This window comes from Fictibacillus terranigra (assembly GCF_030412265.1).
GTDB lineage: Bacteria > Bacillota > Bacilli > Bacillales > Fictibacillaceae > Fictibacillus_C > Fictibacillus_C terrinigri.
Genome location: NZ_JAUHLN010000006.1, coordinates 264890 through 282527, shown reverse-complemented (window position 1 = coordinate 282527; position 17638 = coordinate 264890). Strand labels below are relative to the sequence as shown.

Genomic DNA, 17638 nt, shown 5'->3' with positions numbered 1-17638 from the left:
GGTGCCCCGATTTGGGATGCCTTGTTTTTTTAGACCTTGAAAAGGGTAAAGAATTGCCAGGTTATAAAGAGCTTGCACGGCGCTCGCGCTTTTCTTAAAAGCTTCTCTCTTGCACTTTCAAGACAGGGATAAGAAAATAAATATAAAAAGGGAGGCAATGAAATAAATGATAAAAGCTTTGGTCTTTGACTTCGACGGGCTGATCCTGGATTCGGAGACGAGTGTTTACAATGCCATTCAGGAGATTTTTACGGAGCATTCATGCAGCATGCCGCTGGAGTTATGGCAGGAATGCATTGGAACGAAGGATCATTTAGATCCCTTTGAATACCTTGAAGAACAAATCAATAAAAAGGTAGATATAAAGGGCTTGCGTGCGCAACATCATGAAAGGGTCCTTGCCATGCTGGAAGGTGAAAAAGCGCTTCCGGGTGTGGAGGACTACCTGGAAGCGGCTAAAGAACTTGGTTTGAAAATCGCTCTCGCCACCAGCTCGTCGCGCGAATGGGTAACTGGGCACTTGGAAAAGTTAAATTTGCTTTCCTACTTTGACTGTTTGAAAACAGCGGATGACGTAGAGCGAGTAAAACCGGATCCTGCCCTCTATTTGGAAGCTGTTAAATGCCTTGGAGTGAAACCTGAGGAAGCGATTGCGTTTGAGGATTCGGCGAACGGGGCGAAAGCAGCGAAAGCAGCAGGTCTTTATTGTGTGGTAATTCCTAATGAAGTAACGAGAGGACTTGCTTTCGGAGAGGTGGATCATCAGTTGGAGTCGTTGGCAGAAGTACAGTTAATAGAACTGATGAGCCGGTTTTGATGGTCAAGATTCTGGGAGTAAATCATATAACCTTTGCAGTGAAAAACTTAAGCCGTTCACTGGATTTTTATCAAACGGTATTAAATGCCGAGCTTGTTCATAAAGGGCGGACGGACGCTTATCTTGAGTGGGGGCCGGTCTGGATTTGTCTGCTCGAGCGGGGAGAAGCTAAGAAGGCAGACAGTAAATCGGCCGGAGTCGACCATGCGGCCTTCACTGTGCACGAAAATGACTTTGATCAAACAGTGGCGGTCCTCAAAAGCAATGACGTAAAGATTGTCAGAGGTCCGATAAAGCGGGGCGGAGGGCGCTGCGTGAACTTTTTGGATCCAGATGGTATTCAACTGGAGCTCAATACAGGCTCTTTGGCCGGCAGGATGGAAAACTGGGTTTAATGAGATTGAATTTGAATAGGAGTGAGCCTATTGAGTGAAGTAGATGTTTCTAAATTTGAAAAGAAGATTGAACTTCGGAATATACAATGCAATGATTTAGATGAAATTCTTGAGTTGCAGAGAATCTGCTTTCCTGACCACATGGAGCCGTGGAAGCGCGAGCAGCTTGAAAGCCATCTGGATATTTTTCCTGAAGGCCAGTTTGTAGTTACATATGAAGGGAAAATTGTTGGAAGCTGTTCGAGCCTGATTGTTAACTTTGATGAATATGATGACCAGCATACATGGGACGAAATTACAGATGAAGGGTACATTACGAACCACAATCCTAACGGCTATAATCTTTATGGCATAGAAGTGATGGTACACCCAAATTACCGCAGGATGAAAATCGGAAAGCGTCTATATGAGGCGAGAAAAGAACTTGCTGAAGAGTGGAATCTGAAAAGCATAATCCTGGGCGGCCGCATCCCTAATTATTACAAGCATTCTAACGAAATGACACCGAGGGAATATGTGAAAGAAGTCATCCATCACAATATTTACGATCCAGTGCTCACCTTTCAGCTGATGAACGGATTCACAGTCATGCGGATCAACCGCCATTATCTGCCTGATGATAGGCAGTCCAAGGAATATGCGACTTTGATGGAATGGAATAATGTGGATTATCATCCTCATAATACGAGGAGACATTTCAAAACAAGTGAACCGATACGTATAACAGCTATTCAGTACATGATGAAGACGATTGAATCGTTTGAGGATTTCGCTACGCAAGTTGAGTATTATACAGATGTTGCTGCCGATCAAGGGTCCGATTTTGCTGTGTTTCCTGAATTGCTGACTACTCAGCTCTTATCTTTTTGTGAAGAGAAAAGCCCTAGCCAGGCCATCAGGCGGTTGACCGAGTATACAGAGGATTATATCGAACTCTTTACAAATCTCGCGGTCCGGTACAATGTCAATATAATCGGAGGCTCGCATTTCGTTGAAGAGGATGGCAACATCTATAATGTTGCTTACTTATTCCGAAGAGACGGAACGATTGAAAAGCAGTATAAGATTCACATCACACCAAATGAAAGAAAATGGTGGGGCATCACACCAGGTGACAAGGTGCAGGTGTTCGACACTGATTGCGGCAAGATCGCCATTCTGATCTGCTATGATATAGAATTCCCAGAGCTGTCTCGAATTGTGACAGACATGGGAGCTAATATTATCTTTACACCATTCTGTACCGAGGACAGACAGGGGTATGTCAGGGTGAGGTATTGTTCACAGGCAAGAGCTGTAGAGAATGAAATCTACACGGTCATTGCCGGAACAGTAGGCAACCTGTCACAGGTTGAAAATATGGATATCCAGTATGCTCAATCTGGAATTTTCACTCCTTCTGATTTCGCTTTCCCACGGGACGGAATCGTGGGGGAATGCCATCCGAACATCGAAACAGTCGTTGTCGGAGACGTTGACCTGGAGATCTTGCGCAGGCAGCGAAAGACAGGGAACGTCACCCAGCTTCGAAACCGCAGGCTGGATTTGTATGAAGTGGTTCAAAAGAGTAAAAGTAAAAGCTAAAAAGAGAACGGCAGGAGATTTCCTGTCGTTTTTGCTTGTATTTTTTTATTTGCCGGGAAATAATGTCGCACGCCAGCAAATCGTGCGACAAATTCCGCATTGCTGTCGAATGTAGTTTTCCTGGCTTTTGCACTGCGGTATAATAGAATAAGTAGTTGAGAATTTTCCGTACAAGAAGGGAAAACATACGCGGTACAGAATTATAAAGGGAATAGACCCGCGCATAAAAGGAGGAGATTCCGTAATGAACTGGATGACTGCTTACGAAAAATGGTTGAATGAACCGACTCTTAGCGACGAGCTTCGACGTCAGCTCGAACAATTAAAAGAAACGGAAACCGGCCTTGAGGATTCCTTTTATAAGAACCTCGAATTTGGCACTGGAGGCATGAGGGGGGAAATCGGCCCTGGAACGAACCGAATGAATACATATACCATTCGAAAGGCGTCAGCCGGCCTTGCAAGCTTCATTGAAGCACATGGTGAGAAGGCGAAGGCGCGCGGTGTAGTCATCGCCTATGACTCCCGGCATAAGTCACCTGAATTTGCGTTGGAGGCGGCGAGCACATTAGCGACAAGAGGAATACAAACCTACGTGTTTGAGAGCTTGAGACCAACGCCCGTGCTTTCTTTTGCTGTCCGCTATCTCAAGGCTTTCAGCGGAATTGTCATTACAGCCAGCCATAATCCTCCGGAGTATAACGGATACAAAGTGTACGGTGCCGATGGAGGGCAGCTGCCGCCGAATGAAGCGGATCTTTTAACAGAACTGGTTGAAAAGATAGAAAATGAACTTGCGATCCCGGTTGATCCCCAGGAGCAGTTGAAAGCGGACGGGCTCATCCAGATCGTGGGTGAAGAAATCGATGACGCATATCTTGAGCAGTTAAAGAGGATAACCGTTAATCCGGATCTCATACATGACATGAAAGACTTAAGCATCGTATTTACGCCTCTTCACGGAACGGCTAATTTACCGGTTAGGACCGGATTGGATGCGATCGGTTTTAAAAATGTTACAGTTGTAAAAGAACAGGAAAAACCTGACCCTGATTTTTCAACGGTTAAGTCGCCAAATCCGGAGGAGCATGCTGCATTTGAGCTTGCTATTCAATATGGCAAAGAGAAGGATGCAGACGTCCTGCTTGCAACGGATCCTGATGCCGATCGTGTCGGTGTAGCGGTAAAGAACCTGGACGGGGAGTATGTGGTGCTTACCGGAAATCAGACGGGGGCACTCCTTCTTCATTATCTTCTTTCACAAAAGCAAGCTCAAGGCTCTCTGTGCCCGAAAGGAGTCGTCCTTAAGACGATTGTAACATCCGAGCTGGGAAGAGAAATTACGAGCTCTTTTGGCCTTAAAACCGTCGATACACTGACCGGATTTAAATTTATCGGCGAGAAAATCAAAGAATATGAAAAAACGGGAGAGCATACTTTCCTGTTTGGCTATGAAGAAAGCTACGGTTATTTAATCGGAGATTTTGTCCGCGATAAGGATGCCGTTCAGACTTGCCTCCTGGCTGCAGAAGTTGCAGCGTATTATAAAAAGCAAGGAAAAACGATGTTCGAGGGTCTATTAGACATATTTGAAACCTACGGATATCACTTGGAGGGCCTTGAATCATTAACGCTGAAAGGCAAAGCGGGCGCCGAGCAGATTCTTCATATTTTAGAATCGTTCAGGGCCAATCCTCCATTCGAAATGGCAGGGAAAGAAATTTTGTATGTTGAGGATTACAGCACAGCAACAAAAACGGATCTCATTTCTGAAGAGGAAAGCAGCATTCACTTACCGGCATCCAATGTCTTAAAATATGTTCTGAGTGATGGTTCTTGGTTCTGCCTGCGGCCTTCAGGGACAGAGCCTAAGATTAAATTTTATTTTGCCGTTAAATCAGACTCCCTGACCAGCAGTGAATCCTTGCTGCGTGAACTGAAAAATGATGTCATGGATCACGTCCAACAGCTTGTTGCAGCAGCTCAGTAAACGTAAACAAAGAGCAGTCCCGGAACCCGGACTGCTCTTTGTTGAAATAAGGGACAATGACAGGGAGATTATCTATGGATAAACAAGACCGAAAACCAACGATTGATTCTAAATACATTCAGCAGCATCTGGCCAATGAACGGACATATCTTGCCTGGATTAGGACAGCGATCGCAATGGCGGGCATCGGCTTTGTTTTCTTAAATCTTCATTTTACCCTGCAGATCAAAGTTCTGCGGCTGGAGGATCAGGTGGTGGCGGCTGTCGGATTTATCGCATTCTTGCTCGGAATTGCCACGATTGTCTTTGCGACCGTCGATTATTTTGATAAACAAAAACAAATTAACAGCCAAAGTTTCAAATCTCCCATCAGGATGGTTTTCGTGGTCTCCATTTCGCTGGTTGTGATGAGTGTTCTAATGGCCAGTTATTTCATGAAACAAAGTATCCTTTGAAACCGAAACGTTTGACTGTACAGTTCTAATTCTGTAAAATTATTTATTATCTATGCATTGGGGTGATTGATTTGGGAAGTATCGTATCAGCGAACTAGCTGAATTAGCAGGCGTTTCAAAAAGAACCATTGATTATTATACAAAACTTGGCCTGTTAAAGGCTGAACGTTCCCAATCAAATTATCGGTTTTACAGTGAAGAAGCCCTACAGCAGCTTACGTGGATTAATTATTATAAGAAACAGCATCTTCCTTTAGAGAAAATCAAAGAAAAAATGGCATCATTCAAGGAAAAGGAAGGGCTGTATAGTGAAACGATGCAAAAAGTCGATATGCAGCTCAATACGCTTGAAAAAGATGTGGAGGAGCTAAAGCCTCTTCTTCAGCAGCTCGACAAGGAGCAATTAAAACTTGCTGTTAAATATATGCCTGCCGAACGCGCAACTTTACTTCACAGCCTTTTATTGATTATTGGAGAAACGCCGCTTATTTAAGGGAACGCCGACAGTATCCAGTAAAATAAATCAGGAGGTGACATCTTTATCTCTCCAAGATGTGAGAGAATAAAGAGTCTATTTGGACATATTTAAGTTATTCTTAGTAGCATTACTGATTGTATTAACCGCTTTTTTTGTGGCCGCTGAATTTGCGATTGTAAAGATCCGCCGTACGAGAATCGACCAGCTCGTGGAAGAAGGAAATAAGCGGGCAGTTGCGGTGCGAAAGGTACTGCTAAACCTGGATGGTTATCTTTCAGCCTGTCAGCTTGGGATCACAATTACCGCTTTAGGACTGGGGTGGCTCGGTGAGGGTACTCTTCATCACTTGCTTCAGCCGGTTTTTGAACAGTTTAGCTTAAGTCCTGCGCTCACGAAAACGGTCACTTTAATTCTTGCTTTTGCCATCATTACTTTTCTTCATGTTGTACTCGGTGAGCTTGCGCCTAAAACCTTTGCTATTCAAAAAGCAGAGGAGATCAGCTTGATGCTTTCAGGACCGCTGATCATGTTCTACAGAGTCCTGTATCCCATCATCTGGCTGCTTAACGGAAGTGCCCGCCTTTTTACAAAAATGTTCGGTCTGTCGGCCGTTTCGGAGCATGAGATGGCCCACTCGGAAGAAGAGCTTCGTCTAATACTTTCCGAGAGTTACAAGAGCGGAGAAATTAATCAGTCAGAGTATAGCTATATGAATAAAGTCTTTGAGTTTGATGACCGTATCGCTAAAGAGATTATGGTTCCGCGTACGGAAATCGTTTGTTTATATATCAACAAATCCATTGAAGAAAACCTTGCCATCATCACGAGTGAAAAGTATACACGTTATCCTGTCGTCGATGAGGATAAAGACCATGTAGTAGGTATGGTGAACGTAAAAGAAATATTTTATGATCTCATGTCCGGTGTGGAAAAATCACTGGAGAGCTACTTGCGCCCTATTTTAACCGTCATTGAAACGATGCCTATTCAGGAAACCTTGGTGAAACTTCAGAAACAGCAGGTGCATATGGCTGTCCTGATGGACGAATACGGAGGAACAGCTGGCCTGTTAACAGTGGAAGATATACTTGAGGAAATCGTTGGAGAAATCCGCGACGAATTTGATACGGATGAAACCCCGATGATATTAAAGGTGACACCTAGAGTGACGGTGCTTGACGGAAAAGTGCTGATCTCTGAGGTGAATGATTTGTATGACCTGGAAATCGATGATTCCGATCTTGATACCATCGGAGGATGGATGCTTTCTCAAAACTCCGATATTGTTGAAGGAGATGAGATCGAGCATGAAGACTTGATCTTTAAAGTCGTGGAAAATGACGGACACCAGATTAAACGCATTGAGGTAAGTAAATTAGAAATCACGAAGGAGCTGGAGGGGGCGGTTAAAACCCCTGAGTTAATTACGGATCCCGAGTAATTGAAATGCCCGCTGCCTTATAAAGGCAGCGGGCATTTTTTTAGGATTTGGGCGTTAAAAAAACTGAGACGGAGTGGAAAAGGGTAAGTGTGCTCGTTGCAAATGCTACAGACAAGATGGTGATGAGAGAGTAGAAAAACATTCCCTCGCCGATAAAATATAATCCAGAAACAATTACGGCAGCATCAATGATGAAGATGATGACGCCAACGTTTAATGAAGAACGCTTGGAAATAAAAAGCGCGAGAAGATCTGTGCCGCCTGTACTCGTATCGTATCTAAGCATGATGCCGATCCCTGTTCCGATCAATAAACCGCCGATCACAGCACTTTCCATCACGGGGAGGTGTATGGATCCCTTAAGAGGCAGCAAAAGATCAATGATAAAAGACGAGACGAGCATACCGTGAATACTGTTAACAAACGAACGGCGGTCGAATTTCCAGGCTAAAAAATAAATAGGAACACTCAGAAGGATAATGGTCATTCCCACTTTAAATCCCCACACATATTTTAACAGCAGACCGATGCCAATGATGCCGCCGTCCAATAAATGAAAGGGAAGTATAAAAACATTTATTCCGATTCCCATTAAGAAACTGCCGATGAAAACGGCTGCCATCTTTGCAAGCATCGTTTTCCTCCTGTCCGTTCTTTTTATTACTTTATGAAGCCGAACAGGAAACCATTACTGACATGTCCAGAAAGCCGGATCACCTATTATTTATTGGACAAAAGCGCATCGAATTCACTGGAATTTACAGTTTTTATGCTGAATTGTTTTTTCATATGCTCCAGCTGATCCATCGTTTTTTCAAACTCCTCTTCTTCATCTTCCATATAGCGTTTGGAAAAACAAATAGAGTCATCGTTTGTTTTTAAAAGAAGTTTAATTTCAAGTTCCAATGGCTGTTTTCCTGAATCTTCATCACTGAACAAAATTCCTCCCGGTGATGTTTCTTTTTGACTGAGATACATCGTGCCTTGCGAATCATGTGTGTTGGAGAATTCAAGAATATCATCGAATGTCTCGGCTTGTCTCATCGAACCCATCCCTTCTTCTAGGCTTTTGTCCTCATTTTTTCCCTGTCGGCCTAATATTAAACAACTGTTTAAACGATAAATATCAGCAGGTGCCCGTGATGTTTGTCCACACCAAAACCCTGTCCCCCGCATTTACTATTAGTACCATCGGTTGGTAGAAATCGGTGATGAAAGGAGAGTAATTCATGGGTTTTGGTTTTGATGGCGGAGACTGCAGGTTTGGCCGCCGGGGAGATACGTTTAGAAGAGAAGCGTGTGCGCTAATTAACGAACGTGTACAAGTAGATACCGTAAACCAGACATTCCGCGGAAGATTAGTTGAAGTTGGCCGGGATGTCATCGTACTGCGGGTAAGAAGAAACAATTGTACGTTCCGGGTTGTTATCCGCATAGCAGAGATTGTAGCGATTTTCCCGATCTAACTGGGTTTCAACAGGGCGAAAAACATCCCATCACCAGGGGTGTTTTTTATTTTTTTGTCGTGCTTAAACCTGCGTTATTGCTTTGTTTATTGGTGCAAATAGGCAAGTTAGCAATTATTAACTTTGACAAACATTTTATATAGAATATACAATGAGAGTATTGTGTTAACGATTACAAACAACAAGAGGTGATATACATTATGAAAAGAATTGGACTAGCATGGCAGATTCTTATCGGTTTAATTTTAGGGATCGCGGTCGGAGCTGTGTTTTACGGCAACCCTGGAATTGAAAAGTATTTGCAGCCAATTGGAGATATCTTCATCAGGCTCATTAAGATGATTGTCATTCCGATTGTAGTTTCCAGCCTCATCGTCGGTGTCGCCGGTGTAGGTGATATGAAAAAGCTGGGTAAACTCGGCGGAAAAACTATTCTTTATTTTGAGATCATAACAACGATTGCCATCGCTATTGGCTTGTTAGTAGCTAATATCTTTAAGCCGGGTGTAGGCGTAGATATGAAAACATTAAGCAAGACAGATATCGGAAGCTATGTTGACACAGCCAAAACAGCAGGAGAACATGGATTTGCGGAGACTTTCGTTAATATTGTTCCTCAAAACTTGTTTGAGTCTCTTGTGCATGGTGACATGCTTGCTATTATTTTCTTTTCCGTTATGTTCGGACTAGGTGTAGCAGCCATTGGAGAGAAGGGCCAGCCCGTTCTGAGGTTTTTCCAAGGAACAGCAGAAGCCATGTTTTATGTAACAAACCAGATCATGAAATTTGCTCCGTTCGGAGTTTTCGCACTGATCGGTGTTACGGTATCGAAGTTTGGTGTTTCATCACTGATTCCATTAAGTAAGCTTGTTATAATTGTTTACTTGACCATGGCGTTCTTTGTCGTAGTGGTACTGGGGATTGTTGCAAGGATTGCTGGAGTTAATATCTTTAATATTATCAGAATATTAAAAGATGAGCTAATTCTTGCCTATTCAACCTCAAGCTCAGAAACCGTTCTTCCAAAGCTTATGGAAAAGATGGAAAAGTTAGGATGCCCGAAAGCTATCGCAAGCTTTGTTATTCCAACAGGGTATTCCTTTAACTTAGATGGTTCAACCCTGTATCAGGCAATTGCGGCATTATTTATTGCCCAAATGTATGGGATTGACATGCCGGTTTCCGCGCAGATCACACTGCTTCTTGTGCTGATGGTAACATCTAAAGGAATTGCAGGTGTACCAGGAGTATCGTTCGTCGTCCTCCTTGCTACATTGGGCACAGTGGGCATCCCGGTAGAAGGATTAGCGTTTATTGCTGGTATCGACCGTATCCTTGATATGGCAAGAACGGCAGTTAACGTTGTAGGTAACTCTCTTGCTGCGATTATCATGTCCAAGTGGGAAGGCCAATTTGATAATCAAAAAGCTGAAGCGTATATCCAAGAAGTGAAACAAGCATCATAAAAAGAAGCTCCTGCAAAAGCAGGGGCTTCTTTTTTTAGTCTTTGCGAATTTATCATTTGATAAGGCTTATCATTTAAGTTATCAATAAAATCCTGCTATAATTAATATATATCATAAGAGAAACTTATAAATGGAGGGGGAGTGCTGTTGGAATCATTACAACAACAACAAACAGCTCATAAGAAAATAACGAAAACGAATCTTTTGAAGAGGGTATTCTTTATTGCCCTGGGGGCCATGCTCGTTGCTACGGGCCTTGAGATTTTTCTCGTTCCCAATCAGATCATTGATGGCGGAATTGTAGGAATCTCGATTATTCTATCTCATTTAACAAACTTGAACCTCGGCTTGTTTCTTGTCGTGTTAAACATCCCATTCTTTTTCCTCGGTTATAAGCAAATCGGTAAAACCTTCGCCATTTCAACTCTATTTGGTGTTGTAATCATGTCTATTGGAACTTCTTTTCTTCATCCGGTGCCTGTTTTGACAGATGATCCTTTATTAGCTGCTGTATTTGGCGGTGTTATACTGGGAGTGGGCGTCGGAATGGTCATCCGCTATGGAGGATCACTCGATGGTACCGAAATTTTAGCGATCCTGTTCAACACAAAAACACCATTTTCCGTCGGTGAAGTTGTGATGTTCTTTAATATCTTTATCCTGGCCAGTGCAGGATTTGTTTTTGGCTGGGACAGAGCCATGTATTCCTTAATCGCTTACTATATCGCGTTTAAAGTCATTGACGTAACAATCGATGGATTTGACCAGTCGAAATCCGTTTGGATCATCAGTGATGAACATATGAGGATAGGCGAAGCCCTTCTCGCCCGGCTTGGACGTGGTGTAACGTATCTTAACGGGGAGGGTGCCTATTCCAGAGACGATAAAAAAGTAATCTTTACCGTGATCACCAGGCTTGAGGAAGCGAAATTAAAAAATATCGTGGATGATATTGATCCGACAGCCTTCTTGGCAGTTGGAAATATTCACGACGTAAAAGGCGGCCGATTTAAAAAGAAAAATATTCACTGATGCAGCTTTAAACTTCGGTTCCGGGTATACTTAATTGAAAGTATTTGATCAGACAGGGTTGTGAAAATAGTGCTTGGAGTAAAAAGAAATAAAACTAAAAGAGGATTCTTCTTAACCTCTGTTCAAATCATCGTTCTTTATTATCTTTTCTCAGTCATTATTGCGACTGGGGTACTCAGTTTGCCTGCCTTTCACAATCCTGGAGTAAAACTGACGTTTGTTGACGCTCTGTTTACAGCGATCAGTGCGGTGAGTGTGACCGGGCTTTCTGTCGTAACGATTCATGAGACCTTTAATACGGGCGGAGTGATTGCCTTAGCGATGATCGTTCAAATCGGCGGTGTAGGTGTAATGACGATGGGGACTGCCGTGTGGATTCTGCTCGGAAAGAAAATCGGCATGAGAGAACGTCAGCTGATCATGACTGATCAAAATCAATCTACTTTGGCCGGACTTGTGAATCTTATGAGGCAAATTCTGACCTTAATTTTGATCATAGAATTCATCGGTATGGTTCTTTTTACAGTTCTCTTTTTAAAGTACTACCCATCCTGGCAAGAAGCCCTCTACCATGGTTTCTTTTCCTCGGTTACTGCTACAACAAATGCCGGTTTCGATCTTACGGGCCAGTCCTTGATACCGTTTAAGGATGATTACCTCATACAGGTGCTGACCATGATTTTAATTACCGCCGGTGCTATTGGTTTTCCTGTACTGGTCGAAGTTAAGAATTTCATAGCGGAAAGAAAATATAAGGAACGATATACCTTTACACTCTTTACCAAAATTACGACAATCACTTTTTTTATTCTGGTCGTAACAGGAACACTGGGGATCTATGTCTTTGAAGCCGGTCATTTTCTCGCGGACAAATCCTGGCATGAGACGGTATTCTATTCCTTGTTTCAGTCGGTGACAACGAGAAGCGGCGGCCTCGCTACGATGGACATGAACCATTTTTCAACGCCCACTAATCTATTTTTGAGCGCGATGATGTTTATCGGTGCTTCACCAAGCAGTGTAGGGGGAGGAGTCAGGACAACGACTGTTGCTGTAGCCTTCCTGGCTATCCTGTTTTATGCCAAAGGAAGGAATTCGATCAAAGTCTTTGGCAGAGAAGTGATGGCGGAGGATGTGCAAAAGTCTTTTATCGTATTGATTGTCGCCTTTCTGCTTTGCAGTACTGCCTCTTTGCTTTTAGCGGTCACGGACCCTTTGCCGATTGAGAAAATTGTATTTGAAGTTTGTTCCGCATTTGGTACTACAGGGTTAAGTTTAGGAATTACTTCCGAATTGAGTACCGGGGGCAAGGTAATCCTCATGGTCCTTATGTTCATTGGAAGGATTGGTGTTCTATCCTTCTTATTTATTATCCGAGGAAAGACGGTTGTGGAGCATTTCCATTATCCAAAAGAAAAAATCATCATTGGCCAATAAACAAAAAGAGGAAGACGATCGAGTCCTCCTCTTTTTTTATATGTAAAATTCCCATTGAATCGATAAGATTTATTAAGGATTTACAAATGGATGAAACAGTTGTTTCATTTCCATTTGCAACAATTGTTATTTATGTTATTATGGCAACAGGCTATCCAAATAAATTAAGGTGTGAACCCCATGGAAGATAATAGAACATGGTATTTGTTTTCATATAAAGTATCTGCAGAGCCTTCTACGCTGAGAGTAAGGATCTGGAGGAATCTAAAAGCACTTGGAGTGCTGTATATTCAGCAATCGGTTTGCTTGGTGCCTAAAACACCGGATATTGAAAAAAAGCTGACTAAGCTAAGAACACTCATTGATGAGCACCGCGGTGCTTCTTTCATCGCAGAGGTCGAAAAGTTCTCTCATTACTCACAGCAAGAACTGATACAACTATTTACCGCCCAGAGAGCGGCCGAGTATGAGGAGCTGCTGGAGAGCTGCACCCGCTTCCTGAAACGCATGAACGACGAAAGCCAAAACGATTCCCGATTTGGTGATATAGAGGAAAATGAAATGGAGCTTCTGCGCTTGAAAAGATGGCATAGAAAGATTATGAAGCGAGACTATTTTAAGAATGAGCTTTCTTTCCATTCTAAAGAATGTTTAAAAAGATGTGAAGAAAAGCTGTATTCAATTTCAGACGCCGTAGATCAGCTTGAGGGAGTATTCCACGGGGAATGATAATTTTATCGCTTGTATTTTTATTGCTGTTTGTGTTTTTCTGTTACGCCATTATACCCACTGTTCTTATCAGGGTTTTCTCTATAGGGATTATGAAGTCCGGGAATAATCAATTCCAGATTGCACTGACATTCGATGATGGCCCTCATCCTGAATATACGGAGAAGCTGCTTGATCTTCTGGGTTCTTATCAGGCATCTGCTGCTTTTTTTATCGTGGGAGAACGGGCACAAAGCCATCCCCATCTCCTAGATCGAATGTGCAGAGAAGGACATGCCATCGGAATTCACCACCAGACTCATTCCAACAGCTGGTTCTTGCTCCCGTATCGTCTTCGGGAGGAAATTGGGAGCTGTGCTTCTGTCATAAAGAAGATTACGGGTAAAGATCCGTTATATTACAGGCCGCCCTGGGGACGCTTCAACCTTTTTTCGCTCACTGCTGCAAGGAAGTACCAGACCATCATGTGGTCTTCCATCAGTCAAGACTGGAAAGCCTCACAAGGAAAGGAAAAGCTGGCAGAAAGGCTGAAAAGAGACCTTGGCCGCGGGAAAATCTATTTACTTCATGATAACGGTGATAATCCTGGAGCTGATGAAGAGGCACCGGCAGTCATGCTTGAGGCCCTTCGTGAATTTTTAGAATTCGCCCAGCAAAAAGGCTATCGGTTTGTGTCACTTGATGAACTTAAGAAAAAACAATGAACGAGGTTCCTATGAGTTTAGACAGCGTTATTTTTTATATGCAAAGTTATGGACATTGGATTATTCTTATCGTGTTATTTTGCGGTATTGTCGGCATACCTGCACCGGAAGAATCATTTATGTTTCTGGTTGGTGTACTCGTCGCAAAAGGACATTTTGAATTTGGTACCAGCCTGCTTTATGCCTTTTTAGGAACATTTGCAGGAATGCTCATGTCGTATTGGATCGGGCGGAAGCTTGGCCTCCCTTTTATAGAGCGTTATGGAAAGTACATTAAAGTTACACCAGAACGATGGAGTATGGTGGAGGGGCGTTTTCACCGCCATGTGCTGACAACTTTATTATTTGGTTTCTATCTGCCTGGACTTCGCCAGTTGGCCCCTTACATTGCAGGGATTAGCTGCTATTCTTTTTATCGGTACGTGCTGCTTTCGTTTGCAGGGAGCGCATTATGGACGACGACCTTTGTCAGCATAGGCTATTTCTTTGGTGATCAGATTAAATTAAAATACCTGCCATGGATTGCTGCAGCGGCTTTGCTTTTATTTTTGTTAACGATATTCAGGAAGAAATTTGCAAACAGGATTTAGAAGGTTTGTAGGGAGGGTTTTATATGAAAAAGATTTTGTTTTTGCCTTTGTTCCAAATGCCTTCTGGTCACCATCAGGTTGCTGATGCTTTAATGTCATCCATACAGCAGAGCAGCAAACAGCATGTTATCTGCAAGAAAATCGATTTCTTAAGCTATTGGAATAAACCATTGGAAAAAGTGATTTCAACCACTTATTTAAAGTGGATTCATACAATGCCTAAAACATATGATTGGATTTATCATCATGTCATGTACACTCCGGCAAAAAAAAGAGGGATTTTGCCTCATCAATTATTGCTTTTTGAACATAAGATGCTGCGTATGCTTCGTGAAGAAAAGCCAAACGTGATTGTATGTACTCACTGTTTCCCTTCTGCGATTATCAGCCGGCTGAAAAAAAGAGGATTGATTCAGGTCCCGGTCGTAAACGTATATACAGATTTCTTTATTAACGACATCTGGGGAAAAAAAGGGATTGATTATCATCTCGTCAGTGATGCTTCCATGAAGAAAGAGCTTGTCGCCAGACACAAGATTGACCGAGATCAGATTATCATTACAGGGATACCAGTGAACGAAGACATCCGTGCTTATTTCTCTGGGCGACCAGTCCTGAAAAAACACATTTTAATATCTGGCGGAAGTATCGGGCTTGGTAAAATGAAAGGGTTCCTGAAACAGATCAAGGAAGACTCCAATTACCGTTATACAGTTCTCTGCGGAAAAAACCAGAAGCTGTATAAGGAGCTGTCTTCGTGGAATCACCCCAACATCCGGCCGCGGGGCTATATATACACGCGGGCAGAAATGAACCATCTTTACGAACAAGTGGACGCCATTGTCACAAAACCAGGCGGGATCACCATCAGTGAAGCCCTGAAGAAGAGGCTGCCTATTTTCGTTCACTCCGCCCTGCCTGGCCAGGAACAGATCAATTTGAGGAAGCTGATCAGTGAAAAATTAATCATTCAGCTTAACGAGGAAAAGCCGTTTGAAGAGCAGATCGCTTCTGTCCTTGAAAATGAGCCCGAAGTAAAAGGAATTTTGCGCAAAATGAGTTATTTTGAGAATCATAAAGAAAAAAGCGCTTATGAAGTGGTGCTGAATTTGCTGAATGAGAACACGATGCTGCAAATGCAGCCCGTTTAATTAATCTGTACGTACCGGGGGAAAGACGGATATGCTTAGAATAATGGCTGTTACAAAAGATCACAGCGTATTGCTGCAACCGCCTGTTGAATCGTTGTCAGACGATAACGTTGCATGGTACTGGGTGGATTTCATTAACCCGGATGAAGAGGAAATCCAACTGCTTAGTTCTAATTTTCATTTTCATCCCCTGGCGATCGAGGACTGTCTCCAATTCCTTCAGCGGCCTAAATTAGAATACTATCAAGGCTATAGTTTCTTTGTCGTGCACGCTTTAAACACCCATTCTCTCTCCGCGCAGGAAGTGGACCTGTTTATCGGAGAGAATTTTATTGTGTCTTTCCATTTTGACGAACTAAAAGAACTGGAGTCTACCTGGAACTATTTTCAGGATGTACGAGATTATTCAGCCATCGGCCCAATTGAAGTCGGCCATAAGATTATGGACAAGATCGTAGATACGTACTTTCCAATCGTCCAAAATATTGAGGACCATCTGCTTGATATTGAGAATAACTATGAGAAAGGAAATAAACACTCTTTAATACAACAGACGTTTGATGTGCGAAGTGATTTGCTGAAAGTGCGGAGGTCTATCTTTCCGATGCGAGATCTCATATACCGCGTCCTGGAATCCAAACGGTTTATGATTTCCGAGCATAAAAAAGCATATTTTCATGATATTTATGATCATCTAATAAAATTAAGCGAGATGATCGATTCCAATCGGGAAATGACTTCGGATATCCGTGATAATTATATATCACTTAATTCTTATAAAATGAATAACATTATGAAAACCTTGACGGTCATCACAACGATCTTCATGCCGTTGACGTTTATTGCAGGGATCTACGGAATGAATTTCAGATATATGCCTGAGCTGAATTGGCATGCGGGCTACTTTATCATTCTTGGATGCATGGTGTTTTTAGGGCTAAGCATGTACTTTTGGTTTAGAAAAAAGGGATGGTTTGATCAGGAATAGAAAGGAACAGGTGTGGAATCCACGGCCGGATGAAAGGGTGGCGGGAACGATGGATTACGGCTTCTTGATTCACTTTTTTCAGGAACATGGCTATCTTGGTGTATTTGTGCTTTCCTGGATCGGTTTTTTCGGTTTGCCGGTTCCTAATGAGATCATCGTAATGAGTACTGGAATGCTCGCAGCAAGCGCCCTGCTTAATCCTGTACTCTCCTTTTTTATGACTTATCTGGGCGTTATTTCGGTGTTATCTCTAAGCTATGCATTGGGAAGATACGGAGGAGCCGCGGTACTTCGAGTATGCTCGCGGAACGGCAGAATGAACAAAGGGATCCAAAAGGGGTCATCCCTGCTTGGCCGATGGGGGGATAAGATTCTTGTCTTCAGCTTTTTTGTGCCTGGGCTAAGGCTGCTCATGCCGTTTGTGGTCGGCAGTTACCGCCTTTCTTTTTACCGGTTTGCTGCTCTTACATATCCTGCTGGTTTTCTTTGGGTCATCGTATACTTTGCGATCGGAACCCATTACGGAAAGCATATCCTTCAGGTAAACCGTTATTTTCAGGAGCATCAGTGGCTTGTTCCTTTAGTTTGCGGCGCTGTTTTCGTTTTGTGGGTGGTTCGTTATTCCATTGTATCAAGAAGAGAAATTCGGGCTTCACAAAAGTCTATGAAATAATAAGAGAAACCTTTGAAACGGCCAGGCCTTACTTTTCATAAAATGTATTGATTGAGGTTTTCATTATCTGCTTATGAAATGGAGCGGCAGCCTGGTTCTTTTTGCTTCTGAATGTGTATACGATCTTGTACTAGTTGGAGATATACAGGCGATCAAACCCTGTCCGTCCGCTGTTAATGAAACGGAATGATTAGGACAGTTATTCTTTTTGAAACGATGAGGGAAATGCTGGAGACGCGAGA

Annotated in this window: 19 protein-coding genes and 1 pseudogene; 18 read left to right on the top strand and 2 right to left on the bottom strand. The window is 42.8% G+C overall.

The window, feature by feature from the left end; all coding sequences use genetic code 11:
• The first annotated feature begins 166 nt into the window (after positions 1-166).
• The 8 genes and pseudogenes from QYF49_RS22940 to QYF49_RS22905 all read left to right on the top strand — a co-directional run bounded on the left by QYF49_RS22940 (position 167) and on the right by QYF49_RS22905 (position 7160).
• Positions 167-817 (top strand): HAD family hydrolase, encoded by a 651-nt coding sequence (locus QYF49_RS22940; RefSeq protein WP_290401916.1) that lies wholly within the window; start codon positions 167-169, stop codon positions 815-817.
• Positions 817-1212, top strand: a complete 396-nt coding sequence (locus tag QYF49_RS22935; RefSeq protein ID WP_290401915.1) for a VOC family protein — start codon at positions 817-819, stop codon at positions 1210-1212. Before QYF49_RS22940 ends, QYF49_RS22935 begins: the two co-directional genes overlap by 1 nt.
• Before the next feature lie 30 nt (positions 1213-1242).
• Entirely contained in the window at positions 1243-2796 is a 1554-nt protein-coding gene (locus QYF49_RS22930; protein ID WP_290401914.1) for a GNAT family N-acetyltransferase, read from the top strand.
• Positions 2797-3040: 244 nt separating this feature from the next.
• Complete coding sequence (locus tag QYF49_RS22925) at positions 3041-4786, top strand: phospho-sugar mutase (protein ID WP_290401913.1); 1746 nt, start codon at positions 3041-3043, stop codon at positions 4784-4786.
• A 74-nt stretch (positions 4787-4860) separates the two neighbouring features.
• Positions 4861-5241, top strand: a complete 381-nt coding sequence (locus QYF49_RS22920; RefSeq protein WP_290401912.1) for a YidH family protein — start codon at positions 4861-4863, stop codon at positions 5239-5241.
• 85 nt (positions 5242-5326) lie between these two features.
• A pseudogene (locus QYF49_RS22915) lies at positions 5327-5509 on the top strand (MerR family transcriptional regulator); the annotation flags it as partial.
• 6 nt (positions 5510-5515) lie between these two features.
• A complete protein-coding gene (locus QYF49_RS22910) occupies positions 5516-5734 on the top strand; it encodes a hypothetical protein (RefSeq protein WP_290401911.1) in 219 nt (72 codons plus the stop codon).
• An 82-nt stretch (positions 5735-5816) separates the two neighbouring features.
• The gene (locus tag QYF49_RS22905) at positions 5817-7160 is read left to right on the top strand and encodes a hemolysin family protein (protein ID WP_290401910.1); all 1344 of its coding nucleotides are present in this window, start codon (positions 5817-5819) and stop codon (positions 7158-7160) included.
• 40 nt (positions 7161-7200) lie between these two features.
• Here QYF49_RS22905 and QYF49_RS22900 read toward each other — a convergent pair whose 3' ends face one another.
• Both QYF49_RS22900 and QYF49_RS22895 read right to left on the bottom strand, forming a co-directional pair.
• On the bottom strand, positions 7201-7794 hold the full coding sequence (locus QYF49_RS22900) for a YitT family protein (RefSeq protein WP_290401909.1): 594 nt from the start codon (positions 7792-7794) through the stop codon (positions 7201-7203).
• 86 nt (positions 7795-7880) lie between these two features.
• On the bottom strand, positions 7881-8204 hold the full coding sequence (locus QYF49_RS22895) for a hypothetical protein (RefSeq protein WP_290401908.1): 324 nt from the start codon (positions 8202-8204) through the stop codon (positions 7881-7883).
• 185 nt (positions 8205-8389) lie between these two features.
• On the opposite strand from QYF49_RS22895, the gene QYF49_RS22890 reads away from it, so the two are divergent.
• The 10 genes from QYF49_RS22890 (at position 8390) to QYF49_RS22845 (ending at position 17396) form a co-directional block, all read left to right on the top strand.
• On the top strand, positions 8390-8626 hold the full coding sequence (locus QYF49_RS22890) for a DUF2642 domain-containing protein (protein ID WP_290401907.1): 237 nt from the start codon (positions 8390-8392) through the stop codon (positions 8624-8626).
• A gap of 200 nt (positions 8627-8826) precedes the next feature.
• On the top strand, positions 8827-10092 hold the full coding sequence (locus QYF49_RS22885; RefSeq protein WP_290401906.1) for a cation:dicarboxylate symporter family transporter: 1266 nt from the start codon (positions 8827-8829) through the stop codon (positions 10090-10092).
• 147 nt (positions 10093-10239) lie between these two features.
• Entirely contained in the window at positions 10240-11124 is an 885-nt protein-coding gene (locus QYF49_RS22880; protein ID WP_425589628.1) for a YitT family protein, read from the top strand.
• A 69-nt stretch (positions 11125-11193) separates the two neighbouring features.
• Positions 11194-12561, top strand: coding sequence for a TrkH family potassium uptake protein (locus QYF49_RS22875; RefSeq protein ID WP_290401904.1), 1368 nt, complete (start codon positions 11194-11196; stop codon positions 12559-12561).
• Between the two features lie 180 nt (positions 12562-12741).
• Entirely contained in the window at positions 12742-13290 is a 549-nt protein-coding gene (locus QYF49_RS22870; protein WP_290401903.1) for a Chromate resistance protein ChrB, read from the top strand.
• Positions 13287-13994, top strand: a complete 708-nt coding sequence (locus tag QYF49_RS22865; RefSeq protein WP_290401902.1) for a polysaccharide deacetylase family protein — start codon at positions 13287-13289, stop codon at positions 13992-13994. The genes QYF49_RS22870 and QYF49_RS22865 overlap by 4 nt, the downstream gene beginning before the upstream one ends.
• A gap of 11 nt (positions 13995-14005) precedes the next feature.
• A complete protein-coding gene (locus QYF49_RS22860) occupies positions 14006-14584 on the top strand; it encodes a DedA family protein (RefSeq protein ID WP_290401901.1) in 579 nt (192 codons plus the stop codon).
• Positions 14585-14607: 23 nt separating this feature from the next.
• A complete protein-coding gene (locus tag QYF49_RS22855) occupies positions 14608-15735 on the top strand; it encodes an MGDG synthase family glycosyltransferase (protein WP_290401900.1) in 1128 nt (375 codons plus the stop codon).
• A 31-nt stretch (positions 15736-15766) separates the two neighbouring features.
• Positions 15767-16723: a magnesium/cobalt transporter CorA gene (corA, locus tag QYF49_RS22850; RefSeq protein ID WP_290401899.1), complete on the top strand. Its 957-nt coding sequence runs from the start codon at positions 15767-15769 to the stop codon at positions 16721-16723.
• Positions 16710-17396 (top strand): DedA family protein, encoded by a 687-nt coding sequence (locus tag QYF49_RS22845; RefSeq protein ID WP_290401898.1) that lies wholly within the window; start codon positions 16710-16712, stop codon positions 17394-17396. Before corA ends, QYF49_RS22845 begins: the two co-directional genes overlap by 14 nt.
• Positions 17397-17638: the final 242 nt, after the last annotated feature.

Coding starts and splice junctions, on each gene's coding strand:
- QYF49_RS22940 (WP_290401916.1), top strand. CDS start 167: ATGATAAAAGCTTTGGTCTTTGACTTCGACGGGCTGATCCTGGATTCG.
- QYF49_RS22935 (WP_290401915.1), top strand. CDS start 817: ATGGTCAAGATTCTGGGAGTAAATCATATAACCTTTGCAGTGAAAAAC.
- QYF49_RS22925 (WP_290401913.1), top strand. CDS start 3,041: ATGAACTGGATGACTGCTTACGAAAAATGGTTGAATGAACCGACTCTT.
- QYF49_RS22920 (WP_290401912.1), top strand. CDS start 4,861: ATGGATAAACAAGACCGAAAACCAACGATTGATTCTAAATACATTCAG.
- QYF49_RS22910 (WP_290401911.1), top strand. CDS start 5,516: ATGGCATCATTCAAGGAAAAGGAAGGGCTGTATAGTGAAACGATGCAA.
- QYF49_RS22900 (WP_290401909.1), bottom strand. CDS start 7,794: ATGCTTGCAAAGATGGCAGCCGTTTTCATCGGCAGTTTCTTAATGGGA.
- QYF49_RS22895 (WP_290401908.1), bottom strand. CDS start 8,204: ATGAGACAAGCCGAGACATTCGATGATATTCTTGAATTCTCCAACACA.
- QYF49_RS22890 (WP_290401907.1), top strand. CDS start 8,390: ATGGGTTTTGGTTTTGATGGCGGAGACTGCAGGTTTGGCCGCCGGGGA.
- QYF49_RS22885 (WP_290401906.1), top strand. CDS start 8,827: ATGAAAAGAATTGGACTAGCATGGCAGATTCTTATCGGTTTAATTTTA.
- QYF49_RS22870 (WP_290401903.1), top strand. CDS start 12,742: ATGGAAGATAATAGAACATGGTATTTGTTTTCATATAAAGTATCTGCA.
- QYF49_RS22865 (WP_290401902.1), top strand. CDS start 13,287: ATGATAATTTTATCGCTTGTATTTTTATTGCTGTTTGTGTTTTTCTGT.
- QYF49_RS22860 (WP_290401901.1), top strand. CDS start 14,006: ATGAGTTTAGACAGCGTTATTTTTTATATGCAAAGTTATGGACATTGG.
- QYF49_RS22855 (WP_290401900.1), top strand. CDS start 14,608: ATGAAAAAGATTTTGTTTTTGCCTTTGTTCCAAATGCCTTCTGGTCAC.
- corA (WP_290401899.1), top strand. CDS start 15,767: ATGCTTAGAATAATGGCTGTTACAAAAGATCACAGCGTATTGCTGCAA.